Origin of the sequence: Nitrosovibrio tenuis (genome assembly GCF_900109785.1) — a bacterium.
Classification (GTDB): Bacteria; Pseudomonadota; Gammaproteobacteria; order Burkholderiales; family Nitrosomonadaceae; genus Nitrosospira; species Nitrosospira tenuis_A.
Map to the genome: position 1 here is coordinate 71714 of NZ_FOBH01000002.1, position 19592 is coordinate 91305.

Below are 19592 nucleotides of genomic sequence, written 5' to 3' on the forward strand. Positions count from 1 at the left end.
CCTCCTGGATACCTGACCTTCACCTCCCATCGTGCCGGAAACTGTATCTCCACCCCGTCCAGTTGGCGGATTCAGGATTATCTGTTCGATAATCGTTTGATATGGGCTTATTCCACTTCCTTAAATCGGTTTATCGTTAATTCCTATTATTATCATGCAGAAATCCATTGCGGTCTGGTTGCTGGCTTGCTGTGCTCTGGTATTTGCCATGGTGGTTGTCGGTGGCGTGACGCGCCTTACCGAGTCGGGTCTTTCGATTGTTGAATGGCAACCTATCGTCGGGACGATGCCGCCGCTTAGCCAGAAAGACTGGGATGAGCTTTTTGAAAAATACCATCAGAGTCCTCAATATAAAAAGGTGAATCTTGGCATGAGCCTGGATGAATTCAAGGGGATTTTCTGGTGGGAATATTTCCACCGATTGCTGGGGCGCGTCATCGGATTGGCGTTTTTTATTCCATTTCTATATTTTATGGCTAAAAAGGCGATCGACCGGCCGTTGGGCCTAAGGCTGACGGGAATTTTCATACTGGGCGGCCTGCAGGGGGCAATGGGATGGTATATGGTAAAGAGCGGTCTGGTCGATAATCCGCATGTCAGCCAATACCGTCTGACAGCACATTTGGGGCTTGCCTTTATTATCTATGCCACAATGTTCTGGGTAGCATTGGAATTGCTTTCGCCCACCCGCGCATCCCACGGAAATATCAGATTGCGACGTATCCGCCGTTTTTCCGTCATCATTACGACCTTGATATTCATAATGATTTTGTCCGGTGGTTTCGTGGCGGGTATTCGGGCGGGTTTGGCTTACAATACCTTCCCCCTCATGAACGGTCATTTCATACCGCCCGAAATATTCATATTGGAGCCGTGGTATCGAAACTTCTTCGATAATATGGCAACCGTACAATTCGATCATCGGATGATTGCGTGGACACTGGCAATCCTGATTCCCATTTTCTGGTATAAATCCAGGGGCTTGCCACTTTCCGGACCAGCTCGTTTTTCGTGCAGTCTGCTGCTGGTTATGCTGGCGATACAGATAAGCTTGGGTATTTCCACATTATTGCTCGTGGTTCCGCTGCCGCTTGCCGCGGCGCACCAAGCGGGCGCCGTGCTGCTGTTTACCGCCGCCCTGTGGGTTAATCATCAATTGCGTCGCCAGTAATCGTAAGGCGGGCTAGGTCGGGCATGGTTGCCAGGGGAATGCCCCATCGCCTCGAACTTGACGGGGTGCAATATGCTGCGCTTATTAACGCCCTACCATGTGCGTAGCCGACATCTTATATGTGATGGTTCAGAAGTGCTCCAGCCCGGATTGCGGAATGACGGCGAGGCGTTTGGAGTGGATTTTGCGCCTCCCGGGAACCAGCCAATAGCGAGAGCTATTGAGCGAACCGGGGGCGCGAAGAGGGGACGCAAGGATCCCGCAAAACACACGTCAGCGCCGGCTAAGGCGGGGATGGCACAAATTGGATTTCAGCCCTAGTGACTTCAACCCGCCTGGTGTGGAGCACTTAAGGTGGAGCGGTAACCTTCATAAGAAGGCACGATCCCGCAGCGGGGATGCAGGCGCCCCATTGTTGATGTCACCTTTCACAAATCCGGGGCGGTTTGGCGCATATCCCGGCTAGGGTAGCTGCTGATCAATTACAACATTGATTCCTGCTGCGCCAATTCTGACCGGTTGACTAAGGCCCTGCAGGTCGCCGCTTTGTGGCATGGGGGACCCTGATTTTGAAACTCGGGCGCCCACAATGACCTCATCGGGGAAAGTGGATAGCTGCACGCCAGACCTCGCCATGGAATCGTTCAGGGAAAAGTTCGCCGGCAAATCCTTGACCTGCAGGCGCAGCGTCGCCAGCGGTGCCTTTGGCCCTGATTTAGCCCGGGCAAAGATGTACAGGCTGTCATTTGGAGAGATTTTGCCAGCCAGCGCAGGGCTTAGTGTCACTTTACCGGCCAGTGTGCCTGATGTGGCTGCTCCCGCTGCGGCCATCGATCCGGGCTTGCTCTCAGCAGGCGGAGGAACCTGTCCGCCGGATGGCTGAGCGGGCGCTCTTGCCACCGTACTGCCTTTGCCTGATGCCAGTGATTTTGCCTCCGCGATGCTGTTCTTTACGGATTCCACCAGTTCGGATTCCGTCGGAGGGATGAGTGCCAATAATTTTTCCCAATATGCGGCGGCATCCTTATATCTTCTTCGCTCAAATTCGGCTGTTCCCGCCAGCGCCAGCGCCTTGGGATTTTGCGGATCCAGACGCAGTGCCTTATTGATCAGCTCGATCGGCTTTCCGATCAGGCTGCCATTGTTTGTCATCGCGACGATATCGGCATAATCCGTAATGACTTCCGGATTTTCAGGAGCCAGGGCCAGTACTTTTTCGTAGGCTTCCTTCGCCTCATTGAAACGTTGCATCATGGCGTAGGTTCGTCCCAGCATGAGCCAGCCTTCCATATCATCCGGCTGATTTTTCAACCGCGCCATGAGATTTTCCAGCACCGATGAAAAATCGGAATGGCCTCCTTCCGCTGACAGCGGGGCCTGTTCCCCTACTGCGGGCTGCGGCAGCAGAGCTTTCGTGTTACCCAGCCACAGATAAAGGGAAACCGCCAGTACCGGTACTGCAAGGGTCGTTAATGTAATGGTGGCTACATTACTTTTATTGCTGATTATTCCGACAGGGACGGCAGGCGCCGTTTCTCCGTCAGGAAGATCTTGCAGCATGCGTTGCTGCAGTTCCCGTTTGCTCTGTTCGTATTGCTCGCGAGTCAGAATGTCGCTGCGCAAGTCGCTATCGAGCTCCGCAAGCTGATCCCGATAGATATTCACGTTGGTGGCGTCACGCTCCGCACCCGCCTGACGCTCCCTCTTGCTCCATAACGTTGGAAGAACGAATAGCAAGGCACCGACAATGAATATGCCGGCAACAACCCAGAATACTGTCATGCGCTATTACCTTTGCCTTCCTTTAGCAGAGCCTCAGCTTGCTTGAGCTGCTGTTCGCTCAGGATGGGTTCTTCAATCCGCTTGCGGCGGCGCTTGAGGTAGATGACCAGCACTATCGCTCCCGCCAGAAGAAGGATAAACGGACCAAACCATAAGAACATGGTGGAGGATTTGACTGGCGGACGATAAAGCACGAAATCGCCATAACGGGCCACCAGAAAATCGATAATCTCTTTATCGCTTTTATCTGCACTCATCTGTTCGCGGATTTCGCGCCGCAGATCATTGGCAAAATCCGCTCGCGAGGCGGCGATCGTTTCGTTCTGGCATACGAGGCACCGCAACTCCTCGGATAACGCAATCATGCGCTCTTCAAGTTCCGGATTCTCGGCAACCGGAACCGCTTCCTTGGCCCAAGAAACCGATAATAAAGGGGGCAACGAAAGGGGCAACAGAAGCATCAAAGCCAGCAACAATCCAAATTTTTTCATACTGAAAGAATGCACCCGCAATCCGTTAGTTGTGCCGTTAGATTTGGTTACAGCAAGATCTGAACAAAATGGTCAGATTCATCCTTGCAACTCCTTCACCAGCGGCAGAATTTTCGTCTGTAGCGCGTCTACCGTTACGGGACCGATTTGTTTGTACCGGATAACTCCATTCTTGTCGATGACATAGGTCTCGGGAACCCCGTACACGCCGTAATCGATGCCTGTCCTGCCTTCGGGATCAACAATGCTAACGGTGTATGGGTCCCCGAACTGCTTCAGCCATCGCAATGCATCCTCACGCTGATCCTTATAGTTGAGGCCGTAGACTGGAACGATGCCGGATTTAGCCAACTGAACCAGCAACGGATGCTCTTCACGGCAGGAAACACACCACGAGGCCCATACGTTAAGAAGCCAAACCTTGCCCAGATTGTCCTTGGACGTCAGCGTTTTTTCAGATTGATGCAACTGCTGCAACTGGAATTCGGGTGCAGGTTTTCCGATCAGCGGGGAAGGCACCTGCCTGGGGTTAAGGCCCAGGCCTACAACCAGAAACCCGACAAGAACAACAAAAGCCGCCAGCGGGATCAGGAACCGCGTCATGCCTTTTTGCTCCTCGCAATCAGAGGTGCCGCCGGAGCTTTGCCGGGCTTGCCGGCGGCTTTCTTTTCTTCAACGGGTTCACGTTGCTTGCCCGAGGAGAGGCGATAACGGCGATCCGTTACTGCCAGGAAACCTCCAAAGGCCATCAACATGCATCCAAACCAGATCCAGTCCACAAACGGTTTGTGATAGACCCGTATTATCCATGCTCCATTTTCCAGTGGCTCCCCCAAAGCGACGTAGAGATCGCGCAGGATGCCGGTATCGATTGCGGCTTCCGTCATGGCCATTCCGGATGCGTTATAAGTTCGCTTTTCCGGTTCCAGGACGTTGACCTTTTCCCCATTGCGCAACACATCGACATTGCCGATGTCCGCCATGTAATTGGGACCGGGCGCCTTCGTTGCACCGTTGAAACGGAATGAATAACCGCCCACCGCGACGGTATCGCCGATTTCCATGCGCACATCTTTTTCAGTTTCATATCCGCCCACCAGCGTTACGCCGATAATGAACACCGCTATGCCCAGGTGCGCGGCATGCATGCCGTAATAGCTGCGCGATTGGGCAGCAAGCTTCGCGAACAAGCCTTCCCTGCCACTGCTGCGCAGGCGATGAATCAGGCTGACGATGACACTGGCGATGACCCAGAACGCCATGAGTAAACCGAAACTCACAAACGGTTTCCATTCGCCCATGACGAACGGCATCAACAAGGCTGTCACGAGGCTCACGACGAACGCCCAGCGCAAGCGTATCGCCAGTTCAGGCAAGTTTGCCTGTTTCCAGCGCGCAAGGGGGCCCAGGCCTATCAGAAAAACCGCGGGTGTCATCAGCGGCACGAATACAGCCTCGAAGTAGGGCGGGCCCACCGATATTTTGCCGAGATCAAGCGCATCCATGAACAGCGGATAAAGGGTACCCAGCAGAACGCTGCCTGCAGCCACCATCATCAATAAATTATTGGCAAGCAGCATCGATTCCCTCGACACCAGTTCAAACTTGCCACCCAATCCGATTTTCGGAGCGCGCCATGCGAAAAGTAGCAGGGAGCCGCCGACGATGATCACCAAGAAGCTCAGGATGAAAATGCCTCGCTTGGGATCGGTCGCGAAAGCGTGGACCGATGTCAACACGCCCGAGCGCACCAGGAATGTGCCCAGAAGACTCAGGGAGAATGCGCAGATCGCCAGCAGCACTGTCCAGCTTTTGAAGCTGCCGCGTTTTTCCGTCACGGCAAGGGAATGAACGAGCGCGGTGCCCACCAGCCATGGCATGAATGACGCATTCTCTACAGGGTCCCAGAACCACCAGCCGCCCCAGCCCAGCTCATAATAGGCCCACCAGCTTCCCATCATGATGCCTATGGTGAGGAACAACCATGCAACCGTTGTCCACGGGCGCGACCAGCGTGCCCAGGTCGCATCCATTCGCCCGCTGAGCAGCGCCGAAATGGCAAAAGCAAATGCGACGGAAAAGCCCACGTAACCCATGTATAGCATTGGGGGATGAAACACCATCCCCGGGTCCTGAAGTAACGGGTTCAGATCGCTTCCTTCCACTGCACCCGGCAGCATGCGCTCGAACGGGTTGGAAGTGAAAAGCATGAATATCAGAAAACCCACGCTCACCAGGCCCATGACCCCCAGAACACGCGCGACCATGTCGTTCGGCAGGTGGCGGCTGAATATGCTGACCGCAACCGACCAGGTGGCCAGCATCATTGTCCACAGCAGCAACGAGCCTTCATGAGAACCCCACGTTGCGGCGAAGCGGTATTGCAGCGGCAGCTTCGAATTGGAGTTCTGGACAACATTTATCACTGAAAAATCGCTGGTGACAAACGAATAGGCCAGACAGAAGAAGGCGATGGCGACAAACACAAACTGTCCCTGAACCACCGGGCGGGCCAGCGCCATCCAGGAGGGAATGCCGCGTGCAGCGCCAATAATGGGCAAGGTGCCTTGTATAAGCGCCAGCAGCAACGCAAGGATCAGAGCAAAATTACCGAGTTCTGGGATCATGGTCGGGGACTTGGATAGAGAATGGAAAGAAGGAAAGAGACTTGCAGTGTCACGGTTGAGCTTGGAAGGATCCACCTGATCCTCTGGTTCTTTCAGGTCTGCGCACTGTCTGCTATTGAACCAGTACTGTTTTACGTGCCTTATCCGCCTGGTCGAGAGCGGTCGCTGCCTCAGGTGGCATGTAATTCTCGTCGTGTTTCGCGAGCACCTCGTCTGCGCGGAAAACACCGTCCCCGGCAAGTTTTCCTTGAGCCACCACGCCCTTGCCTTCCTTGAACAGGTCGGGAAGAATGCCTTTATATACCACAGGAATGACTTTGGCAGTATCCGTCACCACAAAATTCACTGTTACCCCATCAGTCTGGCGCTTGACGCTTCCTTCTTCCACCAGGCCGCCAATTCGAAAGCTCTTGCCCAGAGGGGCTTCATTATTAGCTACCTGCGTGGGGCTGAAGAAGAACACAAGATTGCTCTGGAAGGCATTCAGAACCAGCACGGAAGCAACACCCAACGCGGTTACACTCGAAGCGATGATAGCCAGTTTTTTATGACGAGGTTTCATTTCTCTTCTCTTGTTTGGTTGACTGGTGAATCAGACTGAGATGCTTGAGCAAAGTTCGCTTACGGTTGGAAACCAGAATAATTTCGCCGGCAATGCAAATAAGGAAAACCAGATAGGAACCCCAGACATAAAATCCGTAGCCGCCCATGTCCAGAAAATCGGACAAACTCGTCCAGATCATCACGCGGCTCCCTGCAATTCACCCACCCAGGCAGTGTGGCGCTCGCGTTCCAGAATAACGGCGCGGGTGCGTATCAGTACCATGGCAATGGCATACATCCAGCACGCTAGCGACATGATCAGCATGCCGGTCAGCATGGTGGTGGCCATTTTCGGTGATTGCGTCAGGCTGACGGAGGCTCCCTGGTGCAGGGTATTCCACCATTTCACCGAGAAATAGATGATGGGAACGTTGACCACGCCTACCAGTGCAATCATTGCACCGGCCTTGTCGGCGCGGCGGGGATCGTCTATCGCGGCCTGCAACGACATGAAGCCAATGTAAAGGAACAACAGAATCAGCTCGGAGGTGAGACGCGCATCCCATACCCACCACGTCCCCCACATGGGTTTGCCCCACAGCGCCCCGGTCCATAGCGCGAGAAAGGTAAACATTGCGCCTGTTGGCGCGATGGCCGTCGCTACCATTGAGGAAAGCCGGGTATTGAATGCAAGACCGATACCGGACCACATCGCCATCACCACGTAAAGAAACATGGACATCCAAGCGGCGGGGACATGAATGAAGATGATGCGATAAGCCTCACCCTGTTGAAAATCGGTGGGGGCGACGAAAAAGCCGATATAGAGCCCCGCTAAACACAATATCACCGCGGCGATGGAAAAAAAAGGGATCATTTTGCCGGCAAGGAAGTAGAAACTTGCCGGGGAAGAGTATTTAAACCAGTTAATCGCCATGTTTAAAGATACCGAATTTCATATTCGAGGCGTATTCAAGCTTGACGCTCCAACGCGTAACTCATAATTTTAAACCAAAAACCTTAAATTCAGAATTGGTTTCTTTGGGAATCTCTGATTAAGCTCCGCGCATCCCTTCCCCAAAACTGCCGTCGCGTCCATGAAGACCTGTTCAGAGGGGGTTCTTACCCCGCGGAAAGATAGAGCTTTTACTCCATCGAGATCCGTAACGATACCGCGGCCGTCCACGGTGCCAATACCAGGGAAGCGAGCAGGAACGCCCCCAGCAACGACATATGCGCTCCCGCTCCCAGGCCCGCTGTGCTTGCTTCCACCGCACCCGCACCGAAAATTAGTATCGGGATATATAACGGTAACACCAATAGAGAAACCAGGACTCCACCCCCGCGTAACCCCAGGGTCAGCGCGGCGCCAATAGCGCCAATCAGACTCAAAACCGGCGTTCCCAGCAATAGGGAGGCGGTCAACACCAGCAGCGCGTCCGCCGGCAGGTCATATTGGATACCCAGGACGGGGGCCATCAGCACCAGCGGTACCCCGGTTACCAGCCAGTGGGCCAGCGCCTTTCCCAGCACCAGCAAGGAGAGGGATTGGGGAGAGATCAGCATCTGTTCCAGCGTGCCGTCCAGATGATCGCCGGAAAACATCCGCCCCAGCGACAACATCGAAGCCAGCAGCGCGGCCACCCATACCACACCGGGCGCCATGATCCGGAGCATATTCATTTCCGGTCCCACCCCAAGAGGAAACAGACTGACGACGATGATGAAAAAGAAAAGCGTCGTCAAGACATCCGCCCGCCGACGCATCGCGAGCAGAAGGTCGCGCTGGATTATCCAGAGAAACATATCAGGCGAGTTGCAACCGCTGGGTCGCGACGGCAGCTATCTCGATCTCCTGATGCGTGGTCATCACGATCATGCCACCCTGTTTCAGATGCTGTTCCATTACGCCCTGTACCAGTTTCACGGCGGTGGTGTCCAGCGCCGTCAATGGTTCGTCCAATATCCACAACACGGTACCGCATACCAATAGACGTGCCAGCGTCACCCTGCGCCGCTGGCCCTGCGACAATACTTTGGCCGGCAATAGTTCACGGCCTCCCAATCCCATGTGCTGCAAGGCCTCATGGGCTTTTTCTCCGTCGATTTCGGCGCCTGCCAGCGCACTGGAAATACGCAGATTTTCGATGGCGGTCAAGTCGTCCTTGACGCCGCTTGAATGGCCGAGATAAGTCATCGCTCCGAAGTAGGCTCCGCCGAGGGAGCGAATTTCAGAACCATCCCAGCGAATTTCACCCTGGGCGGGCGTTGCGAGTCCGCAGAGCATGCGCAGAAGGCTGGTTTTACCGCTGCCGTTGGGCCCTTGTACCTGCATGAGTCCGCCAGTTTCGAGAGAGAAATTGACGTGTTTGAATAGCTGGCGATCGCCGCGCACACAGGCCAGGTCGCTTCCTTGCAGAGTTGGCATTATCGAGGCCAAAAAAGCAGGCATTATAGCGCATCGGCTATACCGATGGCCTTGATGGTTGCAGGTAATTGAACCGGCAGGATACTTAGGACGGACGGGCGCCGGTTAAACCCGAACGCGGCGCTACGTTATTACAAAGCGCAACGCATAAAGACGCAGGATGCAAATAAGCGCAGCTGCATAGCGCAGTACGTCAACCCTCATAAGTTCCTGTCTGGCAGTTCAATGATTTAATGAAATGCTCTGGCAGAACCATTCAGTATGAATGATGAAGGGATAACGTTGCTGTGCCGCCACCTTGCTCACTCATGCAGCAAGTCTACATGGCGAGCCGCAGGTCATTATCCCTTGCAGCAGGTTGAGGGTGAAGAAATATGCGCTTACAGGATCCAGGCACGACGACGGACGGGTATTGAAGGAGCTTGCATTCGGCGCAATGCGCTGCGCTTATTGTCGCCCTACGTTTTACTGAACATCCTGCGCCCGCAGCGTAGGACAAAGCGCTCTACCAAGCGAGGATCGGGCAGCGGAGGGGATGCCTCGACTGCGTTTATAGTGCGCCTTGGGTGCGTGCCTGCATCCCGCTACGCGGTCGCCCGCTTTTTGATTTCATCCGGCGAGAGATCTTCCTTATGCGTTGCAATAAACCAGATATGCCCGAAGGGGTCTTCCAGTGCGCCCGTCCGGTCCCCATAAAACTGATCTTGAACCGGCTTGATAACCCTGGCGCCCGCATTAACGGCCTGGGCAAACAGCTTGTCCACATCGTCGACGTATAAATAAAGGCCAACAGGCGAACTGCCCGACGACTGGGGACTGCGGAACGGGCTTTCTTTACCGCAATCATCAGCCATCATAACGCGGGAGTCGCCGATCAGAATTTCGGCGTGTCCGATCTTGTCGCCAGGCGCACCCATTTTGAACATTTCCTTTGCGCCAAACGCCCGCTTGTAAAATTCGATGGCCCCGGCTGCGCCATTAATCATCAGGTAGGGCGTTATGGAATGATAGCCATCAGGTATGGGTTTGATAGGCATGTTAATTTCCCTAGAAGGGTCCGAACGGGTGACCCGGTGGATCAGACGCACCCCGGATTATTTCCCGCAGCGTATTCCCGCCAGGCTATTCATCAGGTAATCGTCGATTCGCAATTATTCGATTGGATTGGCCCCGAGGCTAAGAGATATGGCTAGCAGCCAGCTTGTATCACGTATGCATGATGTTGCGTTCCAGTGCGCGCCGGTCCCAATTCGCCAGCGTCGCGGCCGCTTCATAAGTCGTCTGGAGAAATGACAGCAGCGTTCCGTCCGGATTTTCTGCAGTTCGCACGGCCTCGTAGGGCAGAATGAAGAGGCCTAGCTTATCGTGGTAAAACACCGCTTCTGGCTGAACAGGATATTTGTTGAAGCCCTCCGGAACCGGGTAGGCATAAGCATAGAACGCGGTTTCCCCCAAGCCTGTTCCCGACCAGAATCCCGCGCTCGCTACTTCATGGGAATACGCTTCTTCCATTATCCGAACAGCGACATTCGGCGCGCCGCCCGGATGCTTGGGTGCGGTCCGCCCGGAAAATCGGGTAACAGCCAGATCGAACCCGCCCCAGAAGAAGTGCACCGGGCTTACCTTGCCGATGAAGCGGGCCCGGAAATCCTTGAAGACGCGATCAGCCTGCACGAGGGCATGCCAGAAACGCGTGACCGCGTAGGCGTCATAGCTCGAATGCTGCTCATCCTTTTCAAATGGTATAGCCACTTCCACCTCGACCGGCCGGGTAAATATCTTGACCTCGATGCCCAGTTCGCCGAACGCCTGCATGGTCTTGCGATAGAATTCGGCGACCGTCATGGGTTGCAGAGCAAACGAGCGCTCAGCGCCTTCCGAAGTCGAAATACGCAGCGCGTGGGCGATAAAGTCGAAGTCGATGGCGAAAGTAAAACTTCCATACGGAATGGGCGAAGTCGTCAGGCCGCGCGTGCTGACGTAGAGCGTGCTGCCCCAACAGTGGTTGACATCGGGAGAAAGCCCAAGCCGGATTTTGCCCGCAACCTGCGTCCACATGTGGAGGGTAGTGCAAGTGTCTTGCCACTCCTGCAGTGATGGCAGCTTGGGCCAACCGTTGCCGCCCGCGGTGAAATGACGTTCTGTCATGTTTGTTTCCTCTGGCTGGGGCGAACACGACTATAAACCCAGTCATACGCTCGTGCGATCAGCGGCACAGCGGAGTGCGACTGATGCTACAAAGTAGAGACGCCGAACATCCGTTACTGACTGACTTTCCTTTCGCAAACCAACGCCCCGTGATATGTAAAAAGCTCTGTTGCGAGGCGAGGTAGCATGCGTCTTAGCACTTCTTTGGTGTAATAATTGATCAGCCCCTTGCGGCCCTTTTCATAAGTATAGGCTCTCCTCGGGGGGTTCGTGGTTATTTGACCGAGCACCCGAAGGTTACATGACTGAACCAATCTACGAATTGTCTTCGGGGAATAGAAATTGATATGTCCCACCCTATCGAAGACAAAATCGCTTGATAATCGGATCGTGTCTTCCAGAGGCACTTCTATGAAAACGTATCTTGCAACCCGCGACGCTTCATAAAGCAATTGGCGAGGATATTCGACATGTTCGATGACGTGGCTCATAATCGCAATATCGAACCTGTCGTTATCGTATGGGACATGATAACCATCGAAGATTTTACACTCGGCCAACTGAGGGATTTCTTTGGCCTTTATCGTTTCAATTCCAGACGACGATATCTCCAGAGCATAAAGCTCATCACCAAAATGCAGTTCGGACAGCCTCTTCAAAATGGAACCCTCCCCCGCCCCGATTTCGAGAATAGTACTTCGAGGCAGATTACTACAGAGGGAAACAATATTATCGGTTTTGCCGAGGGCGCCTAATCGACGCCACTCGGAATCTCCCTCTTCATAATAATCCTCGTAATTGTCTTTCAGGTAGTCACTGATTTTGATCTCATTCATCTGTTCCCTCTTTGGTCGTGGCGCCGGCCCAGCGCATCTTCCCTTCACCTTTATAGATGATAAAAACCCGGACAGCAAGCCATCCTCGGTACTTATTTGCTGCCAGCCTAAAACTGCTGGACATAATCTATGATGATCTACAGGACAACGGGTGAGACACTACAGATAGAGGAGGCTGATGCGAGCCGCCCCGCAGATTGTGCCGATAAAAGAAGAAAAAAAAGCATTGAAAAGGTCGCCGGGTTCGAACACATCGAGTGTCCGGTTGCGAGCCACTCTGAGGGTTCTGAACGGCACGATCATTACCCAGTGTCAGCCACACACCATTGGCACGGCGAGGGGCTGACGTTTCTGTGCAATCGCCGCTCAAAGGCCGAACAGAATGATGGACTACGCTAGCGGTGATCGCATGAGGATTTTACCGTGAGCTGGAAACGCGAACAAGCATGAACAGCGCTGATATCGACTTCATGCGTGCTGCGCTTGGGCTTGCGGAGCAGGCTCAGCAAGCGGGCGAGGTGCCGGTAGGCGCGGTAATAGTAAAGAATGGAACAATTATCGGGCGTGGTCACAACCGCCCCATCTCGGCAGTGGACCCTACCGCCCATGCGGAGGTAGTGGCGTTACGGGATGCGGCACAGTATCTGAAGAATTACCGCCTCGGGGGCTGCACGCTTTATGTAACGCTGGAACCTTGCGCCATGTGCGTCGGAGCGATTTTGCACGCGCGTATTGCACGGCTGGTTTTTGGAGCGAGCGACCCGAAGACGGGGGCGTGCGGAAGCGTAATTGATCTGCCCGCGGAGATGCGGCTGAATCATCATATGCAGGTGACGGGCAGCATTTTGGCGGAGGAGGGCGGAAACAGGTTAAAGCATTTTTTTTCGGAACGCCGCAAAACAGCAATGCATACAGCGGGGCGAGATATCGATGAGAATCATAGTTAGTATTCCCTCCCAAGAACTGTATTTATATGGTGACGACAACCGTGTCATCAGTCGATATCGTATTTCTTCGGCAGGAAAAGGGGTGGGGCAGGAGAACGGAAGTTTCTGCACGCCATTGGGGAAGCACATCATTCGCGCCAAGATTGGTGCGGGCCAGCCGATCAACACGGTCTTTGTAAGGCGCAGACCCACCGGCGAAACGTATTCGCCCGAACTGAGCGCCCGCTACCCGGGGCGTGACTGGATTCTCACACGCATTCTGTGGCTTTCCGGCTGTGAGCCGGGGTTCAACCGCCTGGGATCAGTGGATACCATGCGCCGCTACATCTATATTCACGGTAGTCCGGATACCGTGGAAATGGGCAAGCCCGGCTCCATCGGTTGTATTCGCATGAGTAACGGCGATTTATTGGATCTATTTGGCTTAGTGAATACCGGGACCGAGGTTTATATTGAAAACTGAATTTTGTTAACGTATCGTTTGACCAAAATCGGACGGCCAAATCGAGGCAGCGTGCGTAGTCATCTACGAGGCCAATTGCGCCTGATGATGCCGGCCAATCTTCTCGCCTAAAAAGCCATATCCTCATTCCGGTTATTTGTCGGAGCAGGCCTTTTCCGGTATCATAAGCATCCATGACAAAGTATGTATTTGTGACAGGCGGTGTAGTATCTTCTTTAGGGAAAGGTATCGCCGCGGCCTCCCTTGCAGCTATTCTCGAAACTCGCGGCATCAAAGTCACGCTACTCAAGCTGGATCCCTACATCAACGTGGATCCCGGCACCATGAGCCCATTTCAGCACGGAGAGGTATTTGTCACCGAAGACGGTGCGGAAACCGACCTCGACCTCGGGCACTACGAGCGCTTCATCAGCGCGAGAATGAGCAGGCGAAATAATTTCACGACCGGCCAGGTTTATGAGAGCGTCATTAAAAAGGAACGGCGCGGGGATTATCTCGGCGGCACGGTACAGGTCATTCCTCATATCACAGACGAAATCAAACACCAAATCAAGGCAGGGGCGGGTGATGCCCAGGTAGCCATTGTCGAGATCGGCGGTACGGTCGGAGACATCGAGTCGCTCCCGTTTCTGGAAGCAATCCGGCAGATGGCCGTGCAGCTTCCACGCAACGACACCTGCTTTATCCATTTGACGTTGTTGCCCTACATCGAGTCTGCGGGCGAATTGAAAACCAAGCCCACCCAGCATTCAGTTAAGGAATTGCGTGAGATCGGAATACAACCGGACGTCTTGCTGTGCCGTGCCGACCGTGAGCTGCCGCCTGAAGAGCGCCGCAAAATCGCGCTATTCACCAACGTGCGCGAAGAAGCGGTAATTCTGGCAGTGGATGTAGACAGTATTTACAAAATTCCTGCGCTATTGCATGACCAGATGCTGGATGAAATCGTCTGCCATAAATTGAGTATTCTTGCGAAAGCGGCGGATCTGAGCATTTGGAAAAAGCTGGTGCATGCCTTGGAGCATCCGGAGCGCACAATAGAAATCGCGCTGGTCGGAAAATATGTGGATCTGAAAGAGTCATATAAATCGCTGTCGGAAGCGCTGACTCATGCCGGAATTCATACTCGAAGCAGAATCAATATTCACTACACCGATTCTGAAACCATCGAGAAACACGGAACCGATTGCCTGGCAGGGATGGATGCGATACTGGTTCCCGGCGGATTTGGGAAACGCGGAGTCGAAGGCAAGATCATGGCCATCCGCTACGCACGTGAGAACCGCATCCCTTATCTCGGTATCTGCCTGGGCATGCAGCTGGCGGTAATCGAGTATGCCCGTAACAAAGCCGGGATGGAGGACGCTCACAGCACCGAATTTCATCCTGACACTCCCTATCCTGTCATAGCTTTGACAACCGAGTGGCGCACGCGCGAAGGTCATGTGGAATCGCGCAGTGCGGAGTCGGGTCTCGGAGGCACCATGCGCCTGGGCGGACAGGAATGTCTCCTGAACGAGGATACGCTGGTCCGTAAAATTTACGGAGCCAGCAAAGTTATCGAGCGCCACCGCCATCGTTATGAAGTCAATAACCAGTACATACCGAGATTAGAGGAGACTGGGCTGCGCGTGAGCGCGGTGTCAGCGGGGGAGGGATTGTGCGAGATGGTCGAGTTGCCGCAAACCGAACATCCGTGGTTCGTCGCCTGCCAGTTTCATCCCGAATTTACTTCCACACCCAAAACAGGGCATCCGTTGTTTAGCTCGTTTATAGAGGCAGCCATCGATTACGCGAGTAAGCGCGCCGCAGTCGCTGCGACAAGCTCCGGCAAACTGAAGAACATCGCCTGACATCAATTTATAGCAACTTATCTCCGGAATTTATTTCGCGAGACCAGCCTGGATCGTCCTCGATATTTTGACTGAAGAATAACCACTTGAGCATCTGCAATAGGGCCTCGGCAATAGCGTCCTTGTGCAGTAGATCGATCCCTGCAACCGCATTCATTTATCCAAAACACCTTTTTTAATAAATTAATAAATGACCCAGGGAAAAACAGCATGAGTGCAATCGTAGATGTCATCGCCCGCGAAATCTTGGATTCGCGCGGAAATCCTACCGTGGAAGCGGATGTATTACTTGAATCAGGGGTGTTGGGGCGCGCGGCGGTGCCTTCCGGCGCGTCGGTCGGCACCAAGGAAGCGGTTGAACTGCGCGATATGGACGCAGGGCGCTATGGTGGCAAGGGGGTATTGAAAGCGGTGGAGAACGTCAACACCGAGATTTCTGAAGCTATCATGGGTCTGGATGCCATGGAGCAGGGTTTTATCGATCGGACGCTGATCGATCTCGACGGCAGCGGCAACAAATCAAGACTCGGCGCCAACGCGGTTCTGGCGGTGTCGCTTGCGGTGGCAAAGGCGGCAGCAGAGGAGTCTGGCCTGCCGTTATACCGATATCTGGGCGGTGCCGGCCCGATGGCGATGCCTGTGCCCATGATGAATGTCATCAATGGCGGCGCGCATGCCAATAACAAAATCGATATGCAGGAGTTCGTGATTATTCCTTTGGGAGCGCAAAGCTTTCGTGAAGCCCTGCGCTGCGGCGCGGAGGTCTTTCATGCATTGAAAGGATTACTCGATAGCAAAGGAATGCATACCGCAGTTGGAGACGAAGGCGGATTTGCGCCCAGCCTGGCTAATAATGAAGCCGCGCTGCAACTGATCGTGGAGGCTATTGAGCGAGCGGGTTATTTGCCGGGTCCGGATGTCGTCATCGGCGTTGATTGTGCAAGCTCTGAATTTTTCCGGGATGGCAAGTATCATCTTGCGTCGGATGGCTTGATTCTCGACTCGGCACAGTTTGTGGATTATCTCGCCACATGGACAGACAAATATCCTATTTTGAGCATCGAAGACGGTATGAGCGAACATGACTGGGACGGGTGGAAGCTGCTTACCAGCAGGCTGGGGAAATCTGTGCAGTTGGTGGGTGACGACATTTTCGTAACCAATACCGGCATCCTGAAAGAAGGCATCGCGCAAGGCATAGCCAATTCCATACTCATCAAACTCAACCAGATCGGTACGCTTACCGAAGCGCTTTCGGCTATCGAAAATGCCAAGCGCGCGGGCTATACCTCCGTGGTATCGCACCGTTCCGGGGAAACGGAAGACACGACAATCGCAGATATAGCTGTAGCAACCAACGCGCTGCAAATCAAGGCGGGCTCACTCTCCCGTTCTGATCGCCTCGCCAAATATAATCAATTGCTGCGTATTGAAGAAGATCTGGGGGATGCTGCCAGTTACCCTGGGCGGGAAGCCTTCCACCAACTAAGATAACAGCAGAGGGCGGCTTGCCGCAAAACCAGCCAGGGCACACCGACATGCGCTTGATCGTGGGAACGGTATTTCAGCATATCCAGTGAAAATACTGACCCTGATCCTTGTCGGCCTCATTGTTCTGCTGCAATACCCTTTGTGGCTGGGCAAAGGGGGGTGGCTTAGAGTGAGGGAAGTCGATCAGCAGATTACAACGCAACATGAAACCAACAGGAAACTACAGGCGCGCAATGCTGCGCTGGACGCCGAAGTGCGGGATCTCAAGCAGGGCCATGAGGCCATCGAAGAGCGTGCCCGCAGCGAACTGGGCATGATCAAGCAAGACGAGATTTTCTTTCACGTACTGGAAGAGAACGACAAGAATACATCCCGTTAGCGTTTCTGTTTCGCATTGAGTCCCATCCACTTGAGTTAGCTGCTTTGTTTAGTCAGTCCGCTTTGTGCCCCTGTTTGTTTCTGCGGCTTCCTTCTCCAGCCCATTCAATAGCGGCAACCAGTTTAATTGTGCCACTTTTTGGGATCCGGCTGATCAGTGGTGCCCCGGGCAGGCTTGCGCCAGCGCCAGCATAAGAATTGGGATTGAGCCTGAAAGCCACCGCCGCGCCGCCGAAGGCAGCCTGCGACAATTCATGCGGGCCCAGTTCATGCAGCGCAGTATCATACCTTCACCAGCCACCCGCACGACATTGCCCGCCATCAGGGCTGCCAGCAGCCTGTGCCGAACAAACTCATACTCCAGTGATTCAAGAAAAAAATTTATCGCGGGTTTTTCGCCGTGGGATGAGCGGTGTGCTATTGGCAATCAGGAGGTGGTCTTCATGTCTGACTATGGCGATATCCCCACCGTAGGTTTTCTTCAGGATGTCGGGGGTAAAAATATCGTGGGGATGGCCTTGCGCCACCACTCCATTATTGAAACAGATTATCCAGGGAAGATGTGAAGCGACGGTGTTGAGGTCATGGGTGGTGAGTAAAACGGTAATCCCCTGACTGTTGATATCATTAAGCAGATGCAATACCTCATGCTGAGTCTTGATGTCGACACCCGAAGTCGGTTCATCCAGCACCAGTAACGCCGGATTGTTCACCAATGCTCTCGCGAGGAAGGCGCGTTGCCGCTGACCACCTGAAGTATTCGATATGTGTTTATGCAAGCAGGGATAGATACCCAACCTGTTAGCCAATTCACGAACAAGCGCACGCTCTTTTTTATTGGGCCAGGGCCAGATTCGTTTGTTGGTGTAGAAGCCCATCATGATGACTTCTTCAACGGTAACTGGAAAATTCCAATCCACCGTCTCCAACTGCGGCACGTAACCAATCGTACCTGCCGGAATCGCGTCCACAGCCTGACCGTTTAGAAACACCTTGCCAGCCAGGACGGGCTGGGTACCTAGAATGGTTCTCAGGAGTGTGGTTTTGCCACATCCCGTGGGTCCCACGATACCTACGAACTTGCCACCGTCGATGTCCAGTGACAGATCGGAGAAAACGATATGATGACCGTAGCCAGCGGTGACCTCATTCAAGCTGACCGCGGAGTGCGCCTGGAACTCAAGGCTTGATATTGCTGGCGTCGACATTTGTCATACAACTGGAGTTGCCGCCCAGCGCCCCGGTCATGACAACCAGGTTATTTTCCATCATCCCAATGAATGAATGCTTAGGTGGGGCGGGTAATTCGTCATCCGAAAGTTGATCGATAAACCTGACGCCGGTTTCGCGAGCGATCTGTTCCATCACCTTGCTGGGAAAAACGTCGGAACCGAAAATTGCGGGCACCTTTTCTCGTTTTATCTGTTTGATGATACGTATGACTTCCTGGGGCCTGGGTTCGGAAAAATTCGATGGCTGAATCGCGGCAATCACCGTCATGCCATAACGGGGGGCGAAATATGCGAAGGAATCGTGATAAGTGACCAGCTTGCGGTTCTTCTCCGGGATGGATTTGACGCAATCAAAGACAGCGTTGTCCAGTCTGCGCAACTTGTCCACATACAACTTCATATTGGCACCATACCCCTCCTGGTGTGCCGGATCAAGTGCGACGAGACTATCGTGGATAATCTCCGCATAGCGCATCGCCAATGCAATGTTGGGCCACAGGTGCGGGTTGGGGTGGCCAAGCTCACGGGGAAAGCTGTTGTCATATCGCCAATCTTCCCTGCGCAATGCAAGGTTTCCGAGCTGCACAATCGGAGTATTGGTCGTTTTAACTTTTTCCGCCAATTTAACGGTAGGCAGCTCAAGATCCAGGCCATTGACAATAATGATGTCGCTGGCCCCCAATAATCTGGCAATGGCTGGGGTTGGCTCAAACGTATGAGAATCGGTTCCATTAGGAACGATTCCAGTTACATTGACATAGCCCATGCCTATATTCTGAACAATATCGGTGATGGGTGCTACGGTGGTTACAACATTAATTTTTTTGTCAATGTGCGTGGATTGGGCTACGCTGGAAATAGACAGGGTTATCAGCAGAAATACAGACTTGAGGGCAAATAGGACTGATTTCACGATTCTTTCTGTTTAAATATTATTTCACGAAGTATAAATATGCCTGGATATGACCGGGTACGTTCACTTTTCCATAACCGGCAATGCCATAATCGACAATGGAAACGGCTTTCCCTCGGCTACCCGTCAGCTGTTATTTCGCGCAGCAATGTTATGTAAATCTGCTGGCCGCTTAAGCTGCTGGATTTGCCCGCTGGACTTCACCGCTGAATTTCACCATACCAACCCATCACTCTTTCCCGACGCTTCATAAATCCAGGAAAGCCTATCATTAAACCCGATGGCGAGG

Annotated in this window: 22 protein-coding genes; 6 read left to right on the top strand and 16 right to left on the bottom strand. The window is 53.5% G+C overall.

What is annotated here, in order from left to right; genetic code table 11:
• The first annotated feature begins 154 nt into the window (after positions 1 to 154).
• On the top strand, positions 155 to 1171 hold the full coding sequence (locus tag BMX00_RS03020) for a COX15/CtaA family protein (protein WP_090827001.1): 1017 nt from the start codon (positions 155 to 157) through the stop codon (positions 1169 to 1171).
• A gap of 462 nt (positions 1172 to 1633) precedes the next feature.
• On the opposite strand, the gene ccmI is transcribed toward BMX00_RS03020, so the two are convergent.
• From ccmI to BMX00_RS14510, 13 genes are all read right to left on the bottom strand, one after another.
• On the bottom strand, positions 1634 to 2953 hold the full coding sequence (ccmI, locus tag BMX00_RS03030; RefSeq protein WP_090827005.1) for a c-type cytochrome biogenesis protein CcmI: 1320 nt from the start codon (positions 2951 to 2953) through the stop codon (positions 1634 to 1636).
• On the bottom strand, positions 2950 to 3444 hold the full coding sequence (locus tag BMX00_RS03035) for a cytochrome c-type biogenesis protein (RefSeq protein WP_090827007.1): 495 nt from the start codon (positions 3442 to 3444) through the stop codon (positions 2950 to 2952). Before BMX00_RS03035 ends, ccmI begins: the two co-directional genes overlap by 4 nt.
• Positions 3445 to 3522: 78 nt before the next feature.
• Complete coding sequence (locus BMX00_RS03040; RefSeq protein WP_090827009.1) at positions 3523 to 4047, bottom strand: DsbE family thiol:disulfide interchange protein; 525 nt, start codon at positions 4045 to 4047, stop codon at positions 3523 to 3525.
• Positions 4044 to 6071, bottom strand: coding sequence for a heme lyase CcmF/NrfE family subunit (locus BMX00_RS03045; protein ID WP_090827011.1), 2028 nt, complete (start codon positions 6069 to 6071; stop codon positions 4044 to 4046). The genes BMX00_RS03040 and BMX00_RS03045 overlap by 4 nt, the downstream gene beginning before the upstream one ends.
• A 112-nt stretch (positions 6072 to 6183) precedes the next feature.
• Positions 6184 to 6633: a cytochrome c maturation protein CcmE gene (ccmE, locus tag BMX00_RS03050; RefSeq protein ID WP_090827013.1), complete on the bottom strand. Its 450-nt coding sequence runs from the start codon at positions 6631 to 6633 to the stop codon at positions 6184 to 6186.
• Positions 6617 to 6814, bottom strand: coding sequence for a heme exporter protein CcmD (gene ccmD, locus BMX00_RS03055; protein ID WP_090827015.1), 198 nt, complete (start codon positions 6812 to 6814; stop codon positions 6617 to 6619). Before ccmD ends, ccmE begins: the two co-directional genes overlap by 17 nt.
• Positions 6814 to 7551, bottom strand: coding sequence for a heme ABC transporter permease CcmC (ccmC, locus tag BMX00_RS03060; protein ID WP_090827018.1), 738 nt, complete (start codon positions 7549 to 7551; stop codon positions 6814 to 6816). Before ccmC ends, ccmD begins: the two co-directional genes overlap by 1 nt.
• 209 nt (positions 7552 to 7760) lie before the next feature.
• Positions 7761 to 8420 (bottom strand): heme exporter protein CcmB, encoded by a 660-nt coding sequence (gene ccmB / locus BMX00_RS03065; RefSeq protein ID WP_090827020.1) that lies wholly within the window; start codon positions 8418 to 8420, stop codon positions 7761 to 7763.
• Position 8421: 1 nt separating this feature from the next.
• The gene (ccmA, locus tag BMX00_RS03070; RefSeq protein WP_090827669.1) at positions 8422 to 9042 is read right to left on the bottom strand and encodes a cytochrome c biogenesis heme-transporting ATPase CcmA; all 621 of its coding nucleotides are present in this window, start codon (positions 9040 to 9042) and stop codon (positions 8422 to 8424) included.
• A 584-nt stretch (positions 9043 to 9626) separates the two neighbouring features.
• A complete protein-coding gene (locus tag BMX00_RS03075; RefSeq protein WP_090827022.1) occupies positions 9627 to 10079 on the bottom strand; it encodes a VOC family protein in 453 nt (150 codons plus the stop codon).
• 169 nt (positions 10080 to 10248) lie between these two features.
• Positions 10249 to 11190: a DUF5996 family protein gene (locus BMX00_RS03080; protein ID WP_090827023.1), complete on the bottom strand. Its 942-nt coding sequence runs from the start codon at positions 11188 to 11190 to the stop codon at positions 10249 to 10251.
• 113 nt (positions 11191 to 11303) lie between these two features.
• On the bottom strand, positions 11304 to 12026 hold the full coding sequence (locus tag BMX00_RS03085; protein WP_090827025.1) for a class I SAM-dependent methyltransferase: 723 nt from the start codon (positions 12024 to 12026) through the stop codon (positions 11304 to 11306).
• 159 nt (positions 12027 to 12185) lie between these two features.
• Positions 12186 to 12323: a hypothetical protein gene (locus BMX00_RS14510; protein ID WP_177171744.1), complete on the bottom strand. Its 138-nt coding sequence runs from the start codon at positions 12321 to 12323 to the stop codon at positions 12186 to 12188.
• A gap of 149 nt (positions 12324 to 12472) precedes the next feature.
• On the opposite strand from BMX00_RS14510, the gene tadA reads away from it, so the two are divergent.
• The 3 genes from tadA (at position 12473) to BMX00_RS03100 (ending at position 15289) form a co-directional block, all read left to right on the top strand.
• The gene (gene tadA / locus BMX00_RS03090) at positions 12473 to 12973 is read left to right on the top strand and encodes a tRNA adenosine(34) deaminase TadA (protein ID WP_090827027.1); all 501 of its coding nucleotides are present in this window, start codon (positions 12473 to 12475) and stop codon (positions 12971 to 12973) included.
• The gene (locus BMX00_RS03095; RefSeq protein ID WP_090827029.1) at positions 12957 to 13436 is read left to right on the top strand and encodes a L,D-transpeptidase; all 480 of its coding nucleotides are present in this window, start codon (positions 12957 to 12959) and stop codon (positions 13434 to 13436) included. The genes tadA and BMX00_RS03095 overlap by 17 nt, the downstream gene beginning before the upstream one ends.
• 173 nt (positions 13437 to 13609) lie before the next feature.
• A complete protein-coding gene (locus BMX00_RS03100) occupies positions 13610 to 15289 on the top strand; it encodes a CTP synthase (protein ID WP_090827031.1) in 1680 nt (559 codons plus the stop codon).
• A 7-nt stretch (positions 15290 to 15296) separates the two neighbouring features.
• Here the strand turns inward: BMX00_RS03100 and BMX00_RS14515 are convergent, their stop codons facing one another.
• On the bottom strand, positions 15297 to 15446 hold the full coding sequence (locus BMX00_RS14515; RefSeq protein ID WP_177171745.1) for a hypothetical protein: 150 nt from the start codon (positions 15444 to 15446) through the stop codon (positions 15297 to 15299).
• Between the two features lie 53 nt (positions 15447 to 15499).
• Between BMX00_RS14515 and eno the strand changes: the two genes are divergently transcribed.
• Together eno and ftsB are read left to right on the top strand one after the other, a co-directional pair.
• Complete coding sequence (gene eno, locus BMX00_RS03105; RefSeq protein WP_090827033.1) at positions 15500 to 16783, top strand: phosphopyruvate hydratase; 1284 nt, start codon at positions 15500 to 15502, stop codon at positions 16781 to 16783.
• A gap of 82 nt (positions 16784 to 16865) precedes the next feature.
• Complete coding sequence (ftsB, locus tag BMX00_RS03110) at positions 16866 to 17159, top strand: cell division protein FtsB (protein ID WP_090827035.1); 294 nt, start codon at positions 16866 to 16868, stop codon at positions 17157 to 17159.
• A 367-nt stretch (positions 17160 to 17526) separates the two neighbouring features.
• Here the strand turns inward: ftsB and BMX00_RS03120 are convergent, their stop codons facing one another.
• Both BMX00_RS03120 and BMX00_RS03125 read right to left on the bottom strand, forming a co-directional pair.
• Complete coding sequence (locus BMX00_RS03120) at positions 17527 to 18366, bottom strand: metal ABC transporter ATP-binding protein (RefSeq protein WP_090827040.1); 840 nt, start codon at positions 18364 to 18366, stop codon at positions 17527 to 17529.
• Complete coding sequence (locus BMX00_RS03125) at positions 18338 to 19303, bottom strand: metal ABC transporter substrate-binding protein (RefSeq protein WP_090827043.1); 966 nt, start codon at positions 19301 to 19303, stop codon at positions 18338 to 18340. Before BMX00_RS03125 ends, BMX00_RS03120 begins: the two co-directional genes overlap by 29 nt.
• Positions 19304 to 19592 lie beyond the last annotated feature (289 nt).